General features: G+C 55.3%; 11 protein-coding genes. 7 read left to right on the top strand and 4 right to left on the bottom strand.

Annotated elements, in window-relative coordinates; all coding sequences use genetic code 11:
- Positions 1 to 34: 34 nt before the first annotated feature.
- Positions 35 to 3184 carry a PA14 domain-containing protein gene (locus tag ACR0AA_RS14205; protein ID WP_480756288.1) on the bottom strand — a complete coding sequence of 1050 codons (3150 nt, stop codon included), beginning with the start codon at positions 3182 to 3184 and terminating at the stop codon, positions 35 to 37.
- Positions 3185 to 3774: 590 nt separating this feature from the next.
- Here ACR0AA_RS14205 and ACR0AA_RS14210 point away from each other — a divergent pair.
- The 3 genes from ACR0AA_RS14210 (at position 3775) to ACR0AA_RS14220 (ending at position 8899) form a co-directional block, all read left to right on the top strand.
- Positions 3775 to 5481: an ABC transporter transmembrane domain-containing protein gene (locus ACR0AA_RS14210; protein ID WP_480756289.1), complete on the top strand. Its 1707-nt coding sequence runs from the start codon at positions 3775 to 3777 to the stop codon at positions 5479 to 5481.
- Positions 5478 to 7571 carry an ABC transporter transmembrane domain-containing protein gene (locus ACR0AA_RS14215; RefSeq protein WP_480756290.1) on the top strand — a complete coding sequence of 698 codons (2094 nt, stop codon included), beginning with the start codon at positions 5478 to 5480 and terminating at the stop codon, positions 7569 to 7571. The genes ACR0AA_RS14210 and ACR0AA_RS14215 overlap by 4 nt, the downstream gene beginning before the upstream one ends.
- 65 nt (positions 7572 to 7636) lie before the next feature.
- Positions 7637 to 8899 carry an HlyD family type I secretion periplasmic adaptor subunit gene (locus tag ACR0AA_RS14220; RefSeq protein ID WP_480756333.1) on the top strand — a complete coding sequence of 421 codons (1263 nt, stop codon included), beginning with the start codon at positions 7637 to 7639 and terminating at the stop codon, positions 8897 to 8899.
- Between the two features lie 105 nt (positions 8900 to 9004).
- On the opposite strand, the gene ACR0AA_RS14225 is transcribed toward ACR0AA_RS14220, so the two are convergent.
- From ACR0AA_RS14225 to ACR0AA_RS14235, 3 genes are all read right to left on the bottom strand, one after another.
- Complete coding sequence (locus ACR0AA_RS14225) at positions 9005 to 10861, bottom strand: SLC13 family permease (RefSeq protein ID WP_480664846.1); 1857 nt, start codon at positions 10859 to 10861, stop codon at positions 9005 to 9007.
- A 182-nt stretch (positions 10862 to 11043) separates the two neighbouring features.
- The gene (locus ACR0AA_RS14230; RefSeq protein ID WP_480664771.1) at positions 11044 to 11967 is read right to left on the bottom strand and encodes an amidohydrolase family protein; all 924 of its coding nucleotides are present in this window, start codon (positions 11965 to 11967) and stop codon (positions 11044 to 11046) included.
- Complete coding sequence (locus ACR0AA_RS14235) at positions 11964 to 12944, bottom strand: ester cyclase (protein ID WP_480664770.1); 981 nt, start codon at positions 12942 to 12944, stop codon at positions 11964 to 11966. Before ACR0AA_RS14235 ends, ACR0AA_RS14230 begins: the two co-directional genes overlap by 4 nt.
- A gap of 186 nt (positions 12945 to 13130) precedes the next feature.
- Here ACR0AA_RS14235 and ACR0AA_RS14240 point away from each other — a divergent pair, with 186 nt between their 5' ends.
- The 4 genes from ACR0AA_RS14240 to ACR0AA_RS14255 all read left to right on the top strand — a co-directional run bounded on the left by ACR0AA_RS14240 (position 13131) and on the right by ACR0AA_RS14255 (position 17714).
- The gene (locus tag ACR0AA_RS14240) at positions 13131 to 14204 is read left to right on the top strand and encodes an ABC transporter ATP-binding protein (protein ID WP_480664769.1); all 1074 of its coding nucleotides are present in this window, start codon (positions 13131 to 13133) and stop codon (positions 14202 to 14204) included.
- 48 nt (positions 14205 to 14252) lie between these two features.
- Complete coding sequence (locus tag ACR0AA_RS14245; protein ID WP_480664768.1) at positions 14253 to 15464, top strand: ABC transporter substrate-binding protein; 1212 nt, start codon at positions 14253 to 14255, stop codon at positions 15462 to 15464.
- 71 nt (positions 15465 to 15535) lie between these two features.
- On the top strand, positions 15536 to 16558 hold the full coding sequence (locus tag ACR0AA_RS14250) for a carbohydrate ABC transporter permease (protein WP_480664767.1): 1023 nt from the start codon (positions 15536 to 15538) through the stop codon (positions 16556 to 16558).
- Between the two features lies 1 nt (position 16559).
- On the top strand, positions 16560 to 17714 hold the full coding sequence (locus tag ACR0AA_RS14255) for a carbohydrate ABC transporter permease (protein ID WP_480664766.1): 1155 nt from the start codon (positions 16560 to 16562) through the stop codon (positions 17712 to 17714).
- Positions 17715 to 17744 lie beyond the last annotated feature (30 nt).

Below are 17744 nucleotides of genomic sequence, written 5' to 3' on the forward strand. Positions count from 1 at the left end.
GGGGAGAGCGACAGGTGGGGTTCTTGAGGTGCGGTCACCAGTCGATACGTTCGTAGGCGTCTGTCTCAATGCACGAAATCTCGGCCCTTGAATTGGTCGAAACCGCCTCGGCCATAACGTCTGAATCCTCGTTTTCGCTTTGCGGATGATCCATGTGCCATGGCGCGGGCGTTTCTGACCCAGCGGTCGCCGAAAGGGTTTCGGCCAACTTGTGGGCAAAATCGGTCGCGCCGTATTCGGGCTGTCCGACCTCCAAAACAAATGGGTTTTCAGAAGTAATTTGCGCGCCATTGAAGCCGGTGTCGGTGACAATGATTTCACCCTCAATCGATCCTTCGAAGCCGGGGGGCGGCGAAATCTCGAGAAAGTCGACGGACCAGCCCGACAGATCAGCGGTCCCGCCATCTGTAATCACAGAATCCTCACCGCTGACCAACAAGGTGCCCGCCGGTAACCCGTCCAGCGACACGACAGCTTGGTCGCTGGCATTATCCAGTTCAAGCCCGACTTCGAAAGTGCCGTTTTTACCAATTGCGGTTCCGGGATCGGCTTGCAGAAGTTCGCGTCGGTTGGTGTCGGGGCCATCCCATTCCAGTTTCAGCCCTGCGTGGCCGTAATTCTCGAAATACCGAACCTCGATGTTATAGGAGCCGGGCTCAAGCTCGATTTGGCCCGTTCGTGTTCGGAACCCGTGCAGCCCGTCATTGTCGATAACTTCTACGCCGTTTATGAAAACCGCGACGCCATCGTCCCCGCCTGCAAAAAACGTGTAGGACCCGCCTTCTTCTATTGTGACTTTGCCTTCAAGCTTTGCACCGAAAGTGTCCTTTGATCCGCCTTCCCAGAACGAGTCGCTGCTGTTTTTGTAGTTGATCTCGGGTACGAATTCCTGGTGCGCCGGCTCACTGTCCCAATTTACGTCACCCAGTTTGGACAGCCTGCTATCGACGTCAAAATAGCTGACATGAAAGCCCCCCACCATTTTGGCGTCAGGTGCGCTCAGAGCCGCCTCATTCACTTCGAATGTCACCTTCTGCACTGCGTCGTGACTGTTGCCTTCGCCGGTGGGCGTGGAATGGCGCAGCGATGCCTCCACCGTACCAGAAAAGTCCAAAGGTGGCGTTATGGTTAGCATTTCACCGCGCCATCCCGACAGTTCGATGGCACCATCTGGGTCCGTCACGTAAGAAGCGCCACCAGTATCGACAATCGTTCCCTCCGGCAAATCGCCCAGCTCAAAACTTGTTTCGTCCGTCAGGTTGAGTGCCCCCATGTCGACCTCGAAGGCTAGCGGCATTCCAGCGACAGTCTGGGCCTCGGACGCATCCGGGGCTGTGACAAGCTCTCGCCCGTCCAGACCCGGTCCTTCCCACTCAAGCTTTAAACCGGCCCGGCCATAGTTTTCGAAATACCGGATCTCAATCGAATGAGTGCCCGGCTCCAGGTAAATTTCACCGGAACGGGTTCGAAACCCGTGCAACCCGTCATTTTCAACAACTGGCTCGCCGTTGACGACTAGCATCGCGCCGTCATCGGCACCAAGAAAGAACGTGAATGTTCCGCCTTCCTCAACGTCGACATTGCCGGTGATCTGCACTCCAAACGTATCTTTGGAGCCTCCTTCCCAAAAGGACTCATGGCCGTTTGAGAAGTCGATGTCGGACGTTACCTCCTGGTGGCTTGGCTCCGCGTTCCAATCGATATCATCCAGCTTGAACAGCCGATGATCAACGTCGAAGAACTTTGCATGAAATCCAGAAGAAAAGGTAATTTCATCCATGTCCGCGACGTTGACGGTAAAGTTCGCAGTCAGGCTAAGCCCGCCCTCGTCAACTACCGTTACATCGACCGCGATCGAAGAATCTTCCTCGTAATCCAGTGCGACCCCCGGTTTCAGGCGCAGTTGGTTGCCGACGACCTCGAACCGATCATCGGATACTTCGAACCGGTGCGAGTCGCTCAGATCCGGGTCATCAAAACTGATCTGGCCCACAATGGCACCTTCGACATTTTCGGCCACAGTCTGTTCGGCAGCGGTCAGAGTGATGTTGTCGACCAGCGCTCCGTAGGTGTCGTTCTCGCCATCGGCTTCCCGTAGTTCCAGCGTATCCTGACCTGTCCCAACGACCCTAAGCTGGAACGTTTCCCAATCGGCAGATTGTGGATCCAGCTCAGCAATCAGATTGCCGTTCCAATAAACTTCGACCGTATCGGTTCCTCCGGCAAGACGTTCGCGGAGATCGACACTTAGGTCATAAAGCTGACCGGTTTCTGTATTGATGACCTGAGAAATACTGTCGATGCCCCGGCCGTGGTCCATCTCAAGCAGTTGGTCCCCATCGGACGCTTTTGTGCCGCCCAATTGGTCCCAGATTTCCATACCATTGGTGTCTTTCCAGGATCCGGTTTTATCAGCGTCAAAGCCCTTCCACTTTCCTTTTTCGAGATCGAAGTCTTCGAAACTTCCATTTTTTACCAGGTTTTCGGCGTCGTGGAACATGGCGAGCCGCGATGGTCCCTCGTTCACATCCTGAACGTCCAGGGTAAAGCGCTCGGTCAGGCTGGCACCCTCGGCGTCAGTGACGGTGACGTCGACCTCTATCTGTGCGGCGTCTTCGTGGTTCAGCGCGATGCCGGGCTGGAGTTTCAGCTGGCCGTCGACAATTTCAAACCGGTCGTCAGAAATGTCGAACCTGTGGGTGTCTGATGTATCCGGGTCGACAATTGTGATGTTGCCGATCACGGCTCCTTGGGTGTTCTCGGGCACGGAAGGGCTGTCCAGTGAGATGGCCTCGGGTGCATCGTTCACATCCTGAACGTTCACCGTAAAGCGCTCGGTCAGGCTGGCACCCTCGGCGTCAGTAACGGTGACGTCGACCTCTATCTGTGCGGTGTCTTCGTGGTTCAGCGCGATGCCGGGCTTGAGTTTCAACTGGCCGTCGACAATTTCAAACCGGTCGTCAGAAATGTCGAACCTGTGGGTGTCTGATGCATCCGGGTCGACAATTGTGATGTTGCCGATCACAGCCCCTTGGGTGTTCTCGGCCACCATTGCGTTGTCCAGTGAGATGTCTTCGGGTACATGGTTGACGTCCTGCTTTGCGAATGGCGCGGCGAGTGTTGGTTCTGTGTCAAATAAGTCTGGCGCTCTTAGAATCTCAGCAGAGTCGCTTGCCTGGGTCATTTCGACTTGCAAAGTCGGATTGCGCGGCTCATTCGCGACTTTGAAGTGCTCGCTAGGAACGCTGTTGTCATACGTTTCCTGGATGTCCCTTTCGGAATCTGATGACTTCGTGTTGGTCGGGGTGGCGTTTGGAGCGGGGGTGCGGGTCTCAGATTCTGCTCGTGTTGGCCCACTTTGCGGGTGCTCTGGCGCGGTAGAATTATTGTAGTCGTCCGGGGCACCATCGTTTCGAACTTGGACCTCAAGCCTACCGGAAAACTGTTGGCCAGTGTGCAGGGTACTACGCGTGGGATCGTCGCTTGCTCCGGGTAGGCTGCGTGATGCGTGAGAGATGATTTCCTGCCTCTCGTCCATTTCGGCCATGGCAGACCGAGCGAGGTAATTAAGGCCGTCTTCCAATTTACCCATAATGCCAAACCCCGAAATGCGTCCTGATTCATCTTTCTGGGTAGCATGCTGTCGGTCAGTAAGGTTCAACTAAACATATAAATTTTAAGGGAAATTCTCGCCACTTCATTTGTCGCAAGTTTACTGATTTTAAACAGGAACCAGTCACTCCTGCCCAAGATACCAGTGGGGTGAAGGGCGATATGGAACCGCGTGAATTTGTTGGCCGCATCTCGGCACCGCAATTTGACATCCCGCTTTGGGTTGCGTCGTTGTCAATGAATATCCTGTCCCTGTTGATGCCAATTTCTATCTTGCTCATTTTTGATCGCGTCATCCCATTCCAGTCGACAGAGACTCTGCGGGTTCTGACTTTCGCTTTATTGATAGGTGCCGGGGTGGAGTTAGTACTGAGACAGTGTCGAACCGTCCTTTTGACAACCGCTGCCGAGGGCGCTGCGATTTTGAACTACCGTCGTTTCATGACCAAAGTCCTTGGCGCGAATACCCTGGCTTTTTCACGGGAACCTGCCAGCACATTTGCCGAGCGTTACGCGGCAATCGGCCAGCTCAGGGACTATCATTCCGGTCAAGGGCAGGCGCTATCGATAGATCTGCCATTCACGTTTCTGTTCGCGGTTTTGATCGGGTTGATAGGCGGATGGCTTATTCTTGTGCCGCTTAGTGCGTTCTGCGTAGTGGCCGTCTTTGCGGGCTTTATGAAACGCGCGCAATGGGCCTTATTCAGGCAGCGCAAGGCGCTGGATACGCGCCGCTATGCCTTTCTGTCCGAGATTTTGTCCAGCATGCCCACGGTCAAGGCAAATCGGATGGAGCCGCAAATGGCCCGCCGATTTGAGATGCTGGAGGACCAGACCGTCAGCCTCAGCAAGACTCTGATCCAGTTCTCGGGGATTTCGCAAAGCTTTGGCGCGATTTTTTCCCAGATGACCGTGGCAGCAATGGGCTTGCTTGGGGCATACCTCGTGATTTCAAACCAAATCGGCATCGCGGAATTGGCAGCCTGTATGCTGTTAAATGGCCGAATTGTTCAGCCTCTGACCAAGCTTATGGCGCTGTGGGTTCAATCGGAAAACACGGCCATTTCAAAGGCGCGGTTGGAGGAAATGGAAAGAATTGAAATTCGTCAAAGCGCGATTTCCCCAGGCAACACTTTGGTCGGTAAGGTCGACGTTTCATGCTTGTCCATGAGTAGGTCGAGTGGTGAAGGTGAAATTTTTTCCCCAATTACGTTTCAAGCGGATCAAGGCGCTGTCGTTTTGATTGAGGCAACTGACAGCTGGATGATTGATGCCGTGTTTGATGCGCTGACGGGCCAACGAACGCCTGATGAGGGCGAAGTGCTGATCGATCACCTCCCTGCATCGCAACAGGTTGGGCGAAGGGGACAAGATGCACTGGTTGCGCTTGAATCCAAGTCCGCGATCCTTTCCGGAACAATACTCGATAATATCAGCGCATTCGGTGATGCAGCGATGGCAGCGCGGGCCAAGAAAGTTGCCTTGGCACTTGGGTTGGAAAAAAGAATTCACCGACTGCCCATGGGCTATGCCACCCGGCTCAATACCGGGACAGGATTTGAATCGGACCCCGTGAATCGGCAATTGATTGCGCTGACGCGTGCTTTGGCATTGCGCCCGCGGGTGCTGTTGATGAACGAGCCAACCGCTGTTCTCGATACACCTGAACGTGAGGCTTTGGCTGACTATCTCAAATCTCTGTCGCCTCGGCCCACTATGATTTTGGCCAGTCCCGATCCACGGATGAAGCGGTTCTCAGATCAGACTGTCCGGTTAGCCCTGTCTGAGTCGGAAGACTTGGCTGCGTGGGTAATTGATGCGGGTCTTGAGGTTGCGGCGGCGAATTCTCTGAGCAGAGGTGCCGCATGACTGGGATGAGCGCTCAGACTGCCAGCCGACTATTGTATCTGTTACTGTCGGCAGGTGGCTGGCGGAACAATGAGGACAGGCTGCTGGAGGCCTTTCCGCATATGTCTGAAAAGCTTCGACCGGAAGACCTTTCAGAGACTTTGGATATTCTTAAAATCCCCTACACTCAAATCAGATGCCGTGAACGCGATATCACGGCACAAGAGTGTCCTGCGTTGATCGTTCCAGAGAATGGCGCCTGTTATCTGGCGTTGAGCCGTGACGGTGGTGATTTGCAGGTTAGCGACGATCAAAATCCGGATCTGAGGCACCTAAAACCTGGTCACCATTGGTGTACAGTCATCCGGATCGACCAATCTACGGAACATCAGGCCGTAAAGCGATTCACATCGGTCCGCGAGGCGTTCGGAGAGTTGGGCCCGATGATGCCCTGGTTGGTGGCTGCATCGTTGCTGTCCAACATCCTGGGGCTGATGGTGCCTCTGCTGATCATGGGAATCTACGAGCGGGTAATCCCATCGGGATCTGTTGACTTGCTGATTTCTCTGACCATCGGCGTTGCCATCATTGCCATGTCGGATCTGTGTTTTCGTCACGCACGCACCAAGGCTTTGGCCTATGTAGGTTGGCGCGCGGAACGCCAGTTGATGATCGCACTGTTTCGTAAACTAATGTCGCTGCCCCTCAGTCAGATTCAAAAGTCTGACGTTGATCAGCAACTTTCGCGTTTCCGTCAGTTTGAATCCCTGCGAGATATTTTCACCGGGCAGGTTATGACGACTCTATTGGACCTGCCGTTTGTGTTGATATTCTTTGCGGTTCTGGTCCACCTAGCGCCGCAGGTCGGGCTGCTCACACTCGGGTTGGCCACTATTTTGATCGCGCTTGGGTTGATCACCATTCCGCGTCAAAAGAGGCTGGATCGGGACGCCGCAGAAGCAGCTGCAGCAAGCCAGTCCGCGATGCTGGATGCGATCCGTCATCAGCGAGCCATTGCCAATCTCGGCATGCAAAATCAATGGCTGAAACGCTGCGTGCCTTTGGCGGACAATGCTGAATCAAGAACACGCCGCGCGCGTCAGTTTCAGGCTCTCTCGCAGTCGCTGGCACAGTCGGTCACAGCATTGGCCTCAATGGGCGCCGTCATATTGTGTGCTCATGGCGCTCTGACCGGAGAAATCAGCTTTGGCACCTTAATTGCCTCCATCGCGCTGGTGTCCAAAATTCTGGCGCCAATCCAGTCGCTTTACACCAGCTTTCCGCAGATACTGTCTTTCCGAAGCAGTCGAAATCAGGCTGACCGCGTTCTCTCCCTCGCTGAAGAAATGGAGGTGGGGCTGGAGCAAACGCACCAAAAGACCCTAAGTGGGGCCATCGTGTTTTCCTCAGTCACGTTCCGACCTGATCCATTGAACGCACCTATCTTGTCCCAGGCCAGTTTCAACTGCGAACCGGGCGAAGTGGTTTTGGTCATGGGCAGCGACGCTGCCGGTCGCACAGCGGTGTTGGATTTGATCGACGGGCTGTACCCCCCTCTGGCCGGAACGATCGAACATGATGGCATCGACATTCGGCAGGTAGCCAAAGACGAGTTACGCAAGTCCATCACTTACGCGACTTACGACCTTTCCTTGTTCTACGGAACGGTCGCTCAGAACTTCCGATTGGCCTCGTCGACGGTTTCTGACGCGGAAATCAAGGCTGCGCTGAGTGATATGGACGTTTTGCTTGATCTAGGTCTATTGCCCGACGGAATCGATACACGGTTGACAGATTGCGATCTGGCGCGCCTGCCTGCGGAAGCCTTGAAGTCCGTAGTGCTTGCGCGCTGCATGGCCCGTCGATCCTCAATTTACCTATTCGCAGAACCCACCAACGGCCTTTCGGATCATCGCCGGCACAGTTTCAGAGAGTGGGTTCAATCACAGCAAGGGCGCCGCACTGTCGTCATCGCTACGGCGGATCGATCCTTTATGCAGATCGCCGACCGGTTCATCTTTTTAAATAGCGACCGGGTCGTTGTGAACGGGAAAGGTGACGCGGGACGGAAAAAACTTCAGGCCGCGTTGAAAGCGCTTGGGAGGGGATAGTGAATTACAATTTCAATGAAAGTCGCACCGCTGGTCCGATGGAACGCGCCAGTTGGAAGCGTCGGATGAAACGACCTCGGTTCGCCGCATTCCTCTCATTGGCAGCATTTGCGATGATTGGGAGTCTTACCATTTTGGCCGGGAAAACTTCCGTGCCCCAGATCACGCGTGCCCCAGGAACGATCCTGCCGGTCGGAGAGTATCCGGAAATTGAAACGATGCAGGGCGGTATCGTTCGGGCTGTCCACGTCCGGGACGGTCAATATGTTGAGGCGGGAGACCTGCTGGTCGAACTCCATCACCCGGACCTGATAAAGGAGCGGGACGTGATGACAGGGCAGCTTGCAGCCGTGCAACGTGACTTGGCCACAGCGTCGGTTGTGCTCGAAATGTTGGATCGCGGCAGCTTGCCGGACGTAACGGATATTGATGACCTCAATGACAAAGGCCTGACCGTCGCCGCGGCGAGGTTGGAACTTTATGCGGGGAGCCAGCGCATTCAAGATGCCACGATCACGCAACAGGGTGAAACGCTAAGCATCCTGAAACAGGCAGCGCAGTTTGCCCAGGACCGCGTCCAGAAAAAGGAGGAGATTCTGGAACGGTATGCCCAGTTACGCGTGCAAGGATTGAAGTCGCTGAGCGATTTTCTTGAAGAAGAGGATGAAGTTGACGCTGTACGCGCCGCTGCTTCGGATGCCCGCGTGCGCCTTGCTGAGGCTCAAAGTGCATTGATGTTGGCCAAAGCGACTAAGGCTGAGGAGGTCTTGACGCTTCGGGATGAGATGCTGACACGAAAGACCGAGCTTGATCGGAAACGGGCGGAGCTGGATGTATCTCTGGAGGTTGCCACCACTAAGTTGGCGGCCCTTAACATTAGTGCCCCGGCGCGTGGGATCGTGCAGGCCGTCACCTATCCTAACCCTGGAGAAGTCATCGCGCCCGGGGAAGTGATTTTTGAGATTTTGCCGACTCGCCAAGCCTTGGTCGTTGAAGCACGCATCGCCAATTCCGAGGTCGGTCATGTTGACGCCAATCATCCGGTTTTGGTCAGCATTGATACATTTGATGCGCGGCGGTTCGGAAAGGTCGAGGGGCGTTTGCAAACCATCTACCCGGTGCCTTTGACTGATGAAAAAACCGGAGAAACCTATTTCCGCGCGTTGTTCGTGTTGGCCGAAGCCAAGGTGGGTGCTGGCCCGTGGGAACGCCCCCTTCAGGCCGGAATGACCGTTGTCGCGGAAATGACCACGGGTGACCAGACGCTGTTGGCGTATCTGTTGAAGCCAGTGCAACTGACAATGGAACGCGCGTTCAGTGAACGGTAGTTGTGCTCTCAGTCAAACGGAAATTGACGTCGCAAACAGCGGCAATCCCGCGCCTTGTGAATCACCGCAGGAAGCTATGAAGAACCGTGCGTAAGAAAGGCGACCTCAGTACAACAAGTTGAGCATGAGCAGGGAAACAACGAGGAACAGGATCGTCATGACTCCACCCGAACGTACGAAATCCATGACCTTGTACCCGGCAGGGCCCATGATAAGCGCGTTAACCTGGTGGGTCGGAATGATAAAACTGTTCGAAGTTGATATTGCTACGGTCAGCGCAAACACGGCCGGGTTTCCACCGGCCGCCACTGCAATTGATACGGCCAGTGGCACAAGCAAGACGGTGGCCCCGACGTTAGACATCACAAGCGAAAACGCCGTGGCCAGAATTGCAACTCCAGCCTGAAGCGACCAGATCGGCCAACCGTCCAGAATTGTCATGATCTGTTGGGCGATCCACGCAGCCGTGCCAGTGTTTTGCACGGCTTGGCCCAAAGGAATAAGGCACGCGAGCAAAAAGACGGTGTTCCAGCCAACTGCCCGATAAGCCTCATCGACGCTCAGCACTCGCGTCAGCATCATTCCTGCGGCCCCGGTCAAAAGGCATAGCGATAGTCGGACGTCGGTGAACAATATCAGGGACAAGGAAATAGCAAAAAACGCCAAAGCCCATCCGACTTTCTGCGGTCTCAACTCATCCTGAGGGAAATCCGTTGTGACGACAACAAAATCCGGGTCTCGCTTGATCCGCATGAGGTTGTCCCACCTCGTATGCGCAACAAGCATGTCGCCCGCCTGGAACTTCTCAAGTCCGATTTGAGTGGACTCATGCGTTTCAGTCTCAACGTGACTAAGCGTCTCCTCGCCGCGATGGATGGCCAGAAGGGACATTCCGTAGGTTTTGCGGAAAAGCAGTTCGCGCGGGCATTTGCCAATCAGTTTGCTGTCGGGCGTTACGACAACTTCGGCAATACCGGCATTGGTCGGCGCAAACTCCTCCACGAAGATGTCCAGATCTGGCAGAACTGTTAGTCCGAATTTCTGGGCAAACTCCTCGACAACCCAGCGCCGACCGATGATTGCAAGCCTGCACGGCGCTGCAATCTCAGCCGTTAAAACCTGAACCATCGAGGTCTTGCCGCGATAGAACGTCGAAATAATGTACAGATGATTTTCGTGGTTAATGTCAGCCAGAATTTGTCCCACCAATGGGCTCTCCGCCGGCACGATGACCTCAAAAACATCCGCTTTTAATCCGTAGACGCGTTGCAGATATTCCTGGGTCCCTTGTCCTGTTCCCGTGTTGTCGGACCCCACATCGCCCGGCAGAACCCAACGACCCAGAACCAGGAAGTACATGATCCCTGTCAGGATCAGGGCAATACCAATCGGAGTGACCGAGAACAGGCCAAACTGCTCTATTTTTTGACCGTCTGGAAGGCCTCTATTTGCCGTCTGGATCAGATCGTTCAGCAGGATTAGCGGGGACGAGCCAACCATCGTCATCGTGCCGCCCAGGATGGCACAGAATCCCATCGGCATCAGCAGACGAGATAGCGGGATACCCGATCTGGACGATATTCTGCTGACGACAGGAAGAAACAGCGCAGCAGCCCCGACGTTTTGCATGAACGATGAAATGACACCGACGGTACCCGAAACGATTGGCAAAACTCGGTTCTCGGACGTACCACCGTATTTCAGAATTACGGCCGCGACCCGGTTCATTATGCCCGTCTTGTCTAAGCCGGCGCCGACGATCATCACTGCGATTATCGATATTACCGCATTGGATGCAAAACCATCAAACAGGTGCGGAACATTTGCGAGGTTTTCGAGGCCCGGTGCATAGCTGAGTAGACCAATGACAACCAAAACAATTATGGCAGACAGGTCAATTCTGACGATTTCGGATACAAAGAGGAAAACGGTGAAAGCCAGGAGGGCGCAAACGACGCCCATCTCAAAATTGAAGGCCACCTGTTCCACAAACGTCACCGGGAATTTGTTCTTTCGTAAAAAGAACAATTAGACCATCGGCGCAGAGTTGTCATGATGTTTCAAAATCAGAGGCAGGAAAGAAACAAAATTACATCTGTGGAACCGGTTCGTAGGACGGCCGTCATTCCGCAAGGAACGAGCACTCAGGGCCTGACGCTGTTTGCTTTCGGAAGACTTGGCATCAAAATCGTACGTTGGCCAAAACGATAGAAACGATTGGCGGTCTCGTAGAACACAGCTGACTGTTTTTCGCCGGGAATGAGGTACTGGTATCTGGAAATGAGCTCACCGTAGGTGGAGCTGAGGCTGTCGACTGGAAAATTAGATCCGAACATGCAGCGCTCAGCGCCAAATTGGGTCAAACAAGTTTCCACAATCGGCTTGGCGTTCTGTGCGGTCCAATCATGGTCAAACATGCCGAGGCCCGAGAGCTTGCAATAGACGTTCGGCAAACTAGACAGCGTCTCCAGAGCGGCGGCCCACTCGTGCAACCCGCTTTCGGAACGGTCATGGGGTGACCCGGCGTGGCACAAGGCGACTTGTGTATTCGGTACTTGTTTCAATACCAAGGCCGTCTGCTCCATCAGTTCAGGCAGCAATTGGAGATCAAAGGACAGACCGCGCTCGCCCAGTTCGCGCAGACCAGCAAGAAATTTTGGGTTCGCGAGTAAAGTGTTAGTCCCCGTCTCAGCATCTTCGCCAGGTGACCGACCGACGATCTGCCGTACACCCCGCACTGACGGCAAGGTTTGCAGCCGATCCAGCTGGATCATCAGGTCGCCCGAGGTGAGGTCACAAAACGCAACTTGCACCAAAGGCCAGTCCCGATTCTGATCGGCAACGGTTTGCACCCATTGTGCTTCGGCCCACGGATCGGCGGCACCCACTTGAATGTGGACCGATGCGGAAAAGCCATGAGGTTCGGAATTCCCACGAAACTCGGGCAGCAGGTAATTGCGCTGAATTGGTGTCGGGTCGCCAAAGAAACGCTTGGCGCCCTTTTCCATCAGCCATGGGTAGTGCACGGCCTGCAAATCCCACAGGTGGTGATGTGCGTCGATCATCATGGAGTTTCGATTCCCGTTGTGCGGGCCAGAATATCAACGCCCTGCTGTTTCCAGAAGTGGAGAAGGTCGATGAAGATCCAGTTCTCTGCCAGCTTGTCACCGGCCCGGCGGTAGATATCGATGACACGAAACTCGCCAGCTGTCCCGGTCGCAGGCATCCCCATGAAGCCGCCCGTCGGAACGGCAGTGAAATTTGGCCAGCCGAAAAACCCGCCGTAATGGCCTTCGGCCAGACGACAGATGTGTTTTGTTTTCGTCCTGTCCGAGAAGGTGGCCCTGAAAGGCCCCGAATGTTGCTGCGCATAACGCTCGATCGTGTAGGTTGCGCCAATCCCTTCCGGGCCCCACCAAATCATGTCGTCCTGCCATGTTCGCGCCAATTCTTCGGTCAGAGAAAGGCCGCTGTCCCACTGACCCAGGTCCGAAATCATTGCGTTGATGGCAGCGAGGGTGCGCTGGCTTTCTTCCTGCGGCGCGTCCTCTGTCAGAATTCCGTCGTGGGTCAGAGGTCCGGGCTGGACGAGGTGAGCCGCCGTCTGTGGAGGGAAGGGGTTCTGGCCTGCCTGCACCATAAGATGTGGGATGTCGAAGTACATGGCTGTTTCGGTGATCTTTCCATCAGATACTTTGTTGAATTCGCAATACCGAAGAAAGGCCAGTTTTCCGGTGGGTTGTATGCCCAGCCAGGGTTCGTCAAACAGGCCCATCAGGTGCCCCATCGAGACCACCCAAATGCCAGCATCGTCGTTCAGTGAGTTCTGACCGGCGAAAAAGATATCCTGACGGCGCTGAAGGCGCTTCAGGCTGTGTTTCAACGGCTGCCAGAATGCGCGCGCCACCTGGTTGCCACCGCTGATTTCATTGAACGGGTGAAAGCCGCGCCACAGCAGGTTTTCGGCGCAAAATTGCTCCATCACTGTGGGCAATTCTGCGCTATCCGCGCTTGCAAGCGCCTCGTAGAACGAAGTGATCAGCATTTTTTCTTTTTGAAAACCCGCTGAATTATCTTGTTGTTGCAGCATGTTATGCTCGCCTTTGCCCAGAAATGAATCACTGCTTTGGCGTATTTTTGCATACGTATGCAAAAATGTCTTGCCAGAATTGATGAGTGCCGATTACAGTTTTGCAAACGTATGCAAAGCGAATCCTTTCCGGGGGGGACCATGGCGGAAATTCAACTGCGTAATGTCGGCAAGCGATGGGGTTCATTTGTTGGGGTCCACAATTTCGACCTGACAATCGCCGACCGCGAGTTTCTGGTTCTTTTGGGGCCGTCCGGTTGCGGCAAGACTACGACAATGCGCATGATTGCCGGGCTCGAGGATGTCACAGAAGGCGATATCCTGATCGACGGCAATGTGGTGAACGATCTTGAGCCCAAAGATCGGGATGTGGCGATGGTATTCCAAAGCTACGCCCTCTATCCGAACATGAACGTCTACGAGAACATCCGATTTCCGCTGAAGGTGCGCGGCATCGACCCGTCGACGCATGACGAGAAAGTGCGCCGTGCCAGTGCGATGGTCGAGCTGGACGACTTTTTGCATCGCAAACCTGCTGAGTTGTCGGGAGGGCAGCGGCAACGTGTGGCTTTGGCCCGCGCCATCGTACGTGAACCGAATGTGTTCCTGATGGACGAACCGCTTTCAAACCTTGATGCGAAACTGCGCGTGTCGACCCGTGCGCAGATCAAGAACCTGAGCCACGAACTGGCCGTCACCACAATCTACGTAACCCATGACCAGATCGAAGCCATGACATTGGCCGACCGTGTCGTCGTCATGAAGCAGGGCGTGGTTCAGCAGGTTGGCAGCCCGACCGAGATTTACGACCGGCCGGCGAATACGTTTGTAGCCAGCTTTATCGGCTCACCCGCGATGAACCTGATGGAGGGTGAGGTTTTGGGCGGGGTGTTCCGTGCCGAGAACGTCGCCATCCCGGTCGACGCGTCTGACGGCCCCATGACATTGGGGTTCCGTGCTGAAGACGCCAGCATTGCCGAAGGCCAAGGTCAGATTACTGCACCAATCTACACGCTGGAACTGCTTGGTGACGCCACCATGATTTCGGTTCGCGTGGGCGGTGCTCTGGTTTCCGTTAAGGCGGACAAGTCATTCCGCGCCGAGATTGGCGAGACGGTCTCGTTCTCGGTGCCAACAGATATCTGTCACCTCTTTGAAGCTGAAAGTGGTGCGCGGATTGGGGAGCAACCCCAAAAGCAGCCCGCACGGGCATAACAGCGGTCCGGACGTCGACGACGGACCGATCCTGACAGGGAGAAACGCATGAAACTCAAGACGATTCTTATGGCAGGCGCCATGTCGCTGGCAGCAAGCGGCGCATGGGCGGCTTGCGAATACGAAAACACCGTACCGCTAAAATCGCTTTCCGCCGGTTTTGAAGCCTGGAAAGCCGTCACTGACGCAATGGCTGAATGTGGCAACTTCAGCGCCTCGCTGGACCAGGAATTCCGCGAGAAGCAGCCCGAAGCCTTTGCGGCAAACCCCTCGCTGTATCAGATCGGTGGCGTTGCCAACGAGACGATGATCCCGTTGCTGAACGCAGGTTCGCTGCGTCCACTGGATGATCTGGTCGCAAAATACGGTCAGGACTTGCTGCCGAACCAGCTGATCAAGGTGGACGGCAAGGTTATGGCGATTGCCATGATGGTGAACGCACAGCACCTGATGTACCGCAATGACGTTCTGGCTGATCTGGGGATCGAAGAGCCCAGGACCTATGACGACGTTCTGGCCGCTGCTGCCAAGATCAAGGAAGCAGGCGTCATGGAATACCCGATCGGTGGCACCTTCAAGACTGGTTGGAACCTGGCTCAGGAATTCGTCAACATGTACATCGGCGAAGGTGGTGAGTTCTTTGGCGATGGCAACATGCCCGCGATCAACAATGAAAAGGGTGTCAAAGCGCTTGAGACCATGAAAGCGATGACCGAGTACATGGATCCGGAATTCCTGGTTTCTGACTCGACCTATGTTCAGCAGCAGTTCCAGCAGGGCAAAATCGCCATGGCGAACCTGTGGGCCAGCCGTGCCGCGGCCATGAATGACGAAGCTGAAAGCCAGGTCGTTGGCAAGGTTACCATGGCATCTGCACCGATGGGCGCAGCCGCCCCGTCGACCACCATTTGGTGGGATGGTGTGGTCCTGGCCGCGAACATGAGTGACGAAGAAGCGGAAGCCGCATTCCAGCTTGTTATGGAAGGCATTGATAGCGACATGGTCAGTGCCAACAACGATGTCGCCGTTTGGTTGAGCCCAGCTTACAAGCCGGGTGATCTGGCAGCCGGTGCAGCAGCCTCGGCGGAAAATGGCGCCAAGGCGTATCCCGCGTCGGCCCCGATGGGCGTTCTGCACAGTGCGCTTGGCAACGGGCTGGCCGACTATATGACCGGTGCCAAGGACGCACAAACAACACTGGCCGATATCGAGGCTTCGTACCTGACCGCTGCCAAAGAAGCGGGTCTGGTCAACAACTGATCCTCCCGGGGGAGGGCTCCGGCCCTCCCATCCTCGCCTGATCCCTCGAGAAACATGAGAAAGGCAGAGCCATGAACTTCCGGACATTTGCCGCCTTTGTCGGCCCGTCTGTCTTTATGATGCTTCTCTTTATTGCGTACCCGCTGATCAGCGTGTTCATGCAAAGCTTTTACATCACTCAGCCGATTTACGAGACGGTCGAGATCGAGACCTGCACGCCGGGTTTCCTGACGCAGACCTGTGTGACAGAGACGGTCTCACAGCCCAAACTGGACGAGCATGGGCAAGTCATCACTCAGACGCAATATGTCGGGCTGCAAAGCTATCGAAACGTGCTGGAACCGGAACGGGCATGGCGCGCGATCAGCGACGGCAATTGGAACGTGCTGTCAACCATCAACTTCTGGAAGGCGCTGCGCTTTACCCTGACATTCACTCTGATCACCTTACCGTTGGTTATCGGGTGCGGATTGGGCATTGCAGTTCTGATCAACAACGCCGCCAGGGCCATACGCGGGCCAGTGATTTTCGTCTCGCTGCTGCCCTTCATCATCACGCCCGTCATCGGTGTGTTGTCAATCAACTGGCTGTTTCGCGGAGACGGTATCCTGACCGCCTTGCTTGAGACGTGGTTGAACCGGGACATTGCCTTGTTTGCCCAGGCCTGGACGATCGAGGTGCTCATGATGCTCTATCGTGTCTGGCACGTTGCGCCCTTCGCCGCCATCGTGTTCTACGCCGGTCTGCAGACGGTCAACCAAGACAGCCTGGAAAGCGCTGTGATCGACGGAGCGACGCGCTGGCAGCGGATGAAATACATCGTCATTCCACACCTGATGCCCCTGATCATTTTCGTGTCGATGATCCACCTGATGGACAGCTACCGGGTGTTCGAAGAAATCGTCGGTTTCTCGAGCCAGGGCTACGTCATCTCGCTGCAGTGGCTGACCTATGATTTCCTTGTGCCCGATCAGGCCGGCAATCGGTCTATCAGCAGAGCCTCGGCAAGCGCCATGCTGACCATGATCGGGGTCGTCATCCTGCTTATCTTCCCGCTGCGCCGGACATGGCGTGATCATAAAGGAGGTCACTAAGATGTCTTCACGCGCGCTTCGCCAACCGTTCAGCCTGCGACTGACCTCGAATATCTTCCTCGCCTTCTGGTGCATCGTGGCGGTCTTTCCGATCCTTTGGATCACGGTCATGAGCTTCAAGTCACCGGTCGATGCCTTCGACAGCAACGCGCTGAACGTGATCTTTGGCCCTGCGACTTTGGCCAAAGGAAACGGGATATCGATACTCGACATCATTGTGGGCATCGCTGTGTTTTGGGGCACAATCCTCGTGTCGACAAAAACCCTGCCGACGATTGTAAAGTCTTACACCAAACCCGGACAGGCATGGTTCGGATGGATCATCGGTGTGCTGGTTGTTATCGTCGGCTTTCTGCTGGTGTTCTTTGTCATCATGCCAGCTGTTCTGAGCATTCTTAATCCGGTTTTCGGTCCGCTCGGGCGCGACGTGATGGGCCTGACGACCGAGCATTACAAAACAGTTTGGGTTGATCGCGGGTTCTCCAACAACTTCAAAAACTCGCTGATCGTGACCACCGGGGTGGTCACTTTGTCCCTTACGGTTGGGACGCTGGCCGGATACGGGCTTGCGCGCTCAGGGTCGACGCTGGCCTTCTGGATCCTGCTCATCGCGCTGATCTTCCGCGCATTGCCGCCTTCGGTCTTGGTTTCGGGCTATCTGCCAGTGTTTATCTCTTCGGCTGAATGGCTGGCCCCTATACTTGGGGACAATGCCCCGACACTTTACGGTAAACCTTTCGCGGTGATTGCCGTGCTGGTCGCGATCAACCAGCCCTTTACCATCTGGATGCTGCGGTCGTTCTTCCAGAACATCCCGGCCGAACTGGACGAGGCCGCCCGGGTGGACGGCTGCAGCCACTTCCAGGCGTTCCGCCGTGTCATTATGCCGGTGATGTGGCCGGGTGTGATCACCACCGGGCTGTTCAGCTTCCTGCTGGCGTATAATGACTTTTTGGTAACCTCACTGTTGCTGGATGCGCAGAACCAGACGATGGTTCCGGCCATCGTGGGGATGTTCAACCGCGAAACCACCACGACCGATCAGGTTGTCGCCGTGGCTGCCGCAGTGTCGATCACGGCACCACTGATCTTCCTTGTTCTGATCTTCCAGCGCCAGATCGTAAGTGGTCTGACCGCCGGAGCGGTCAAAGGCTAATGAGTAAAAACGCCCGACATAACGCCATCT

The sequence above is a fragment of the Ruegeria sp. CE8 genome, assembly GCF_056537465.1.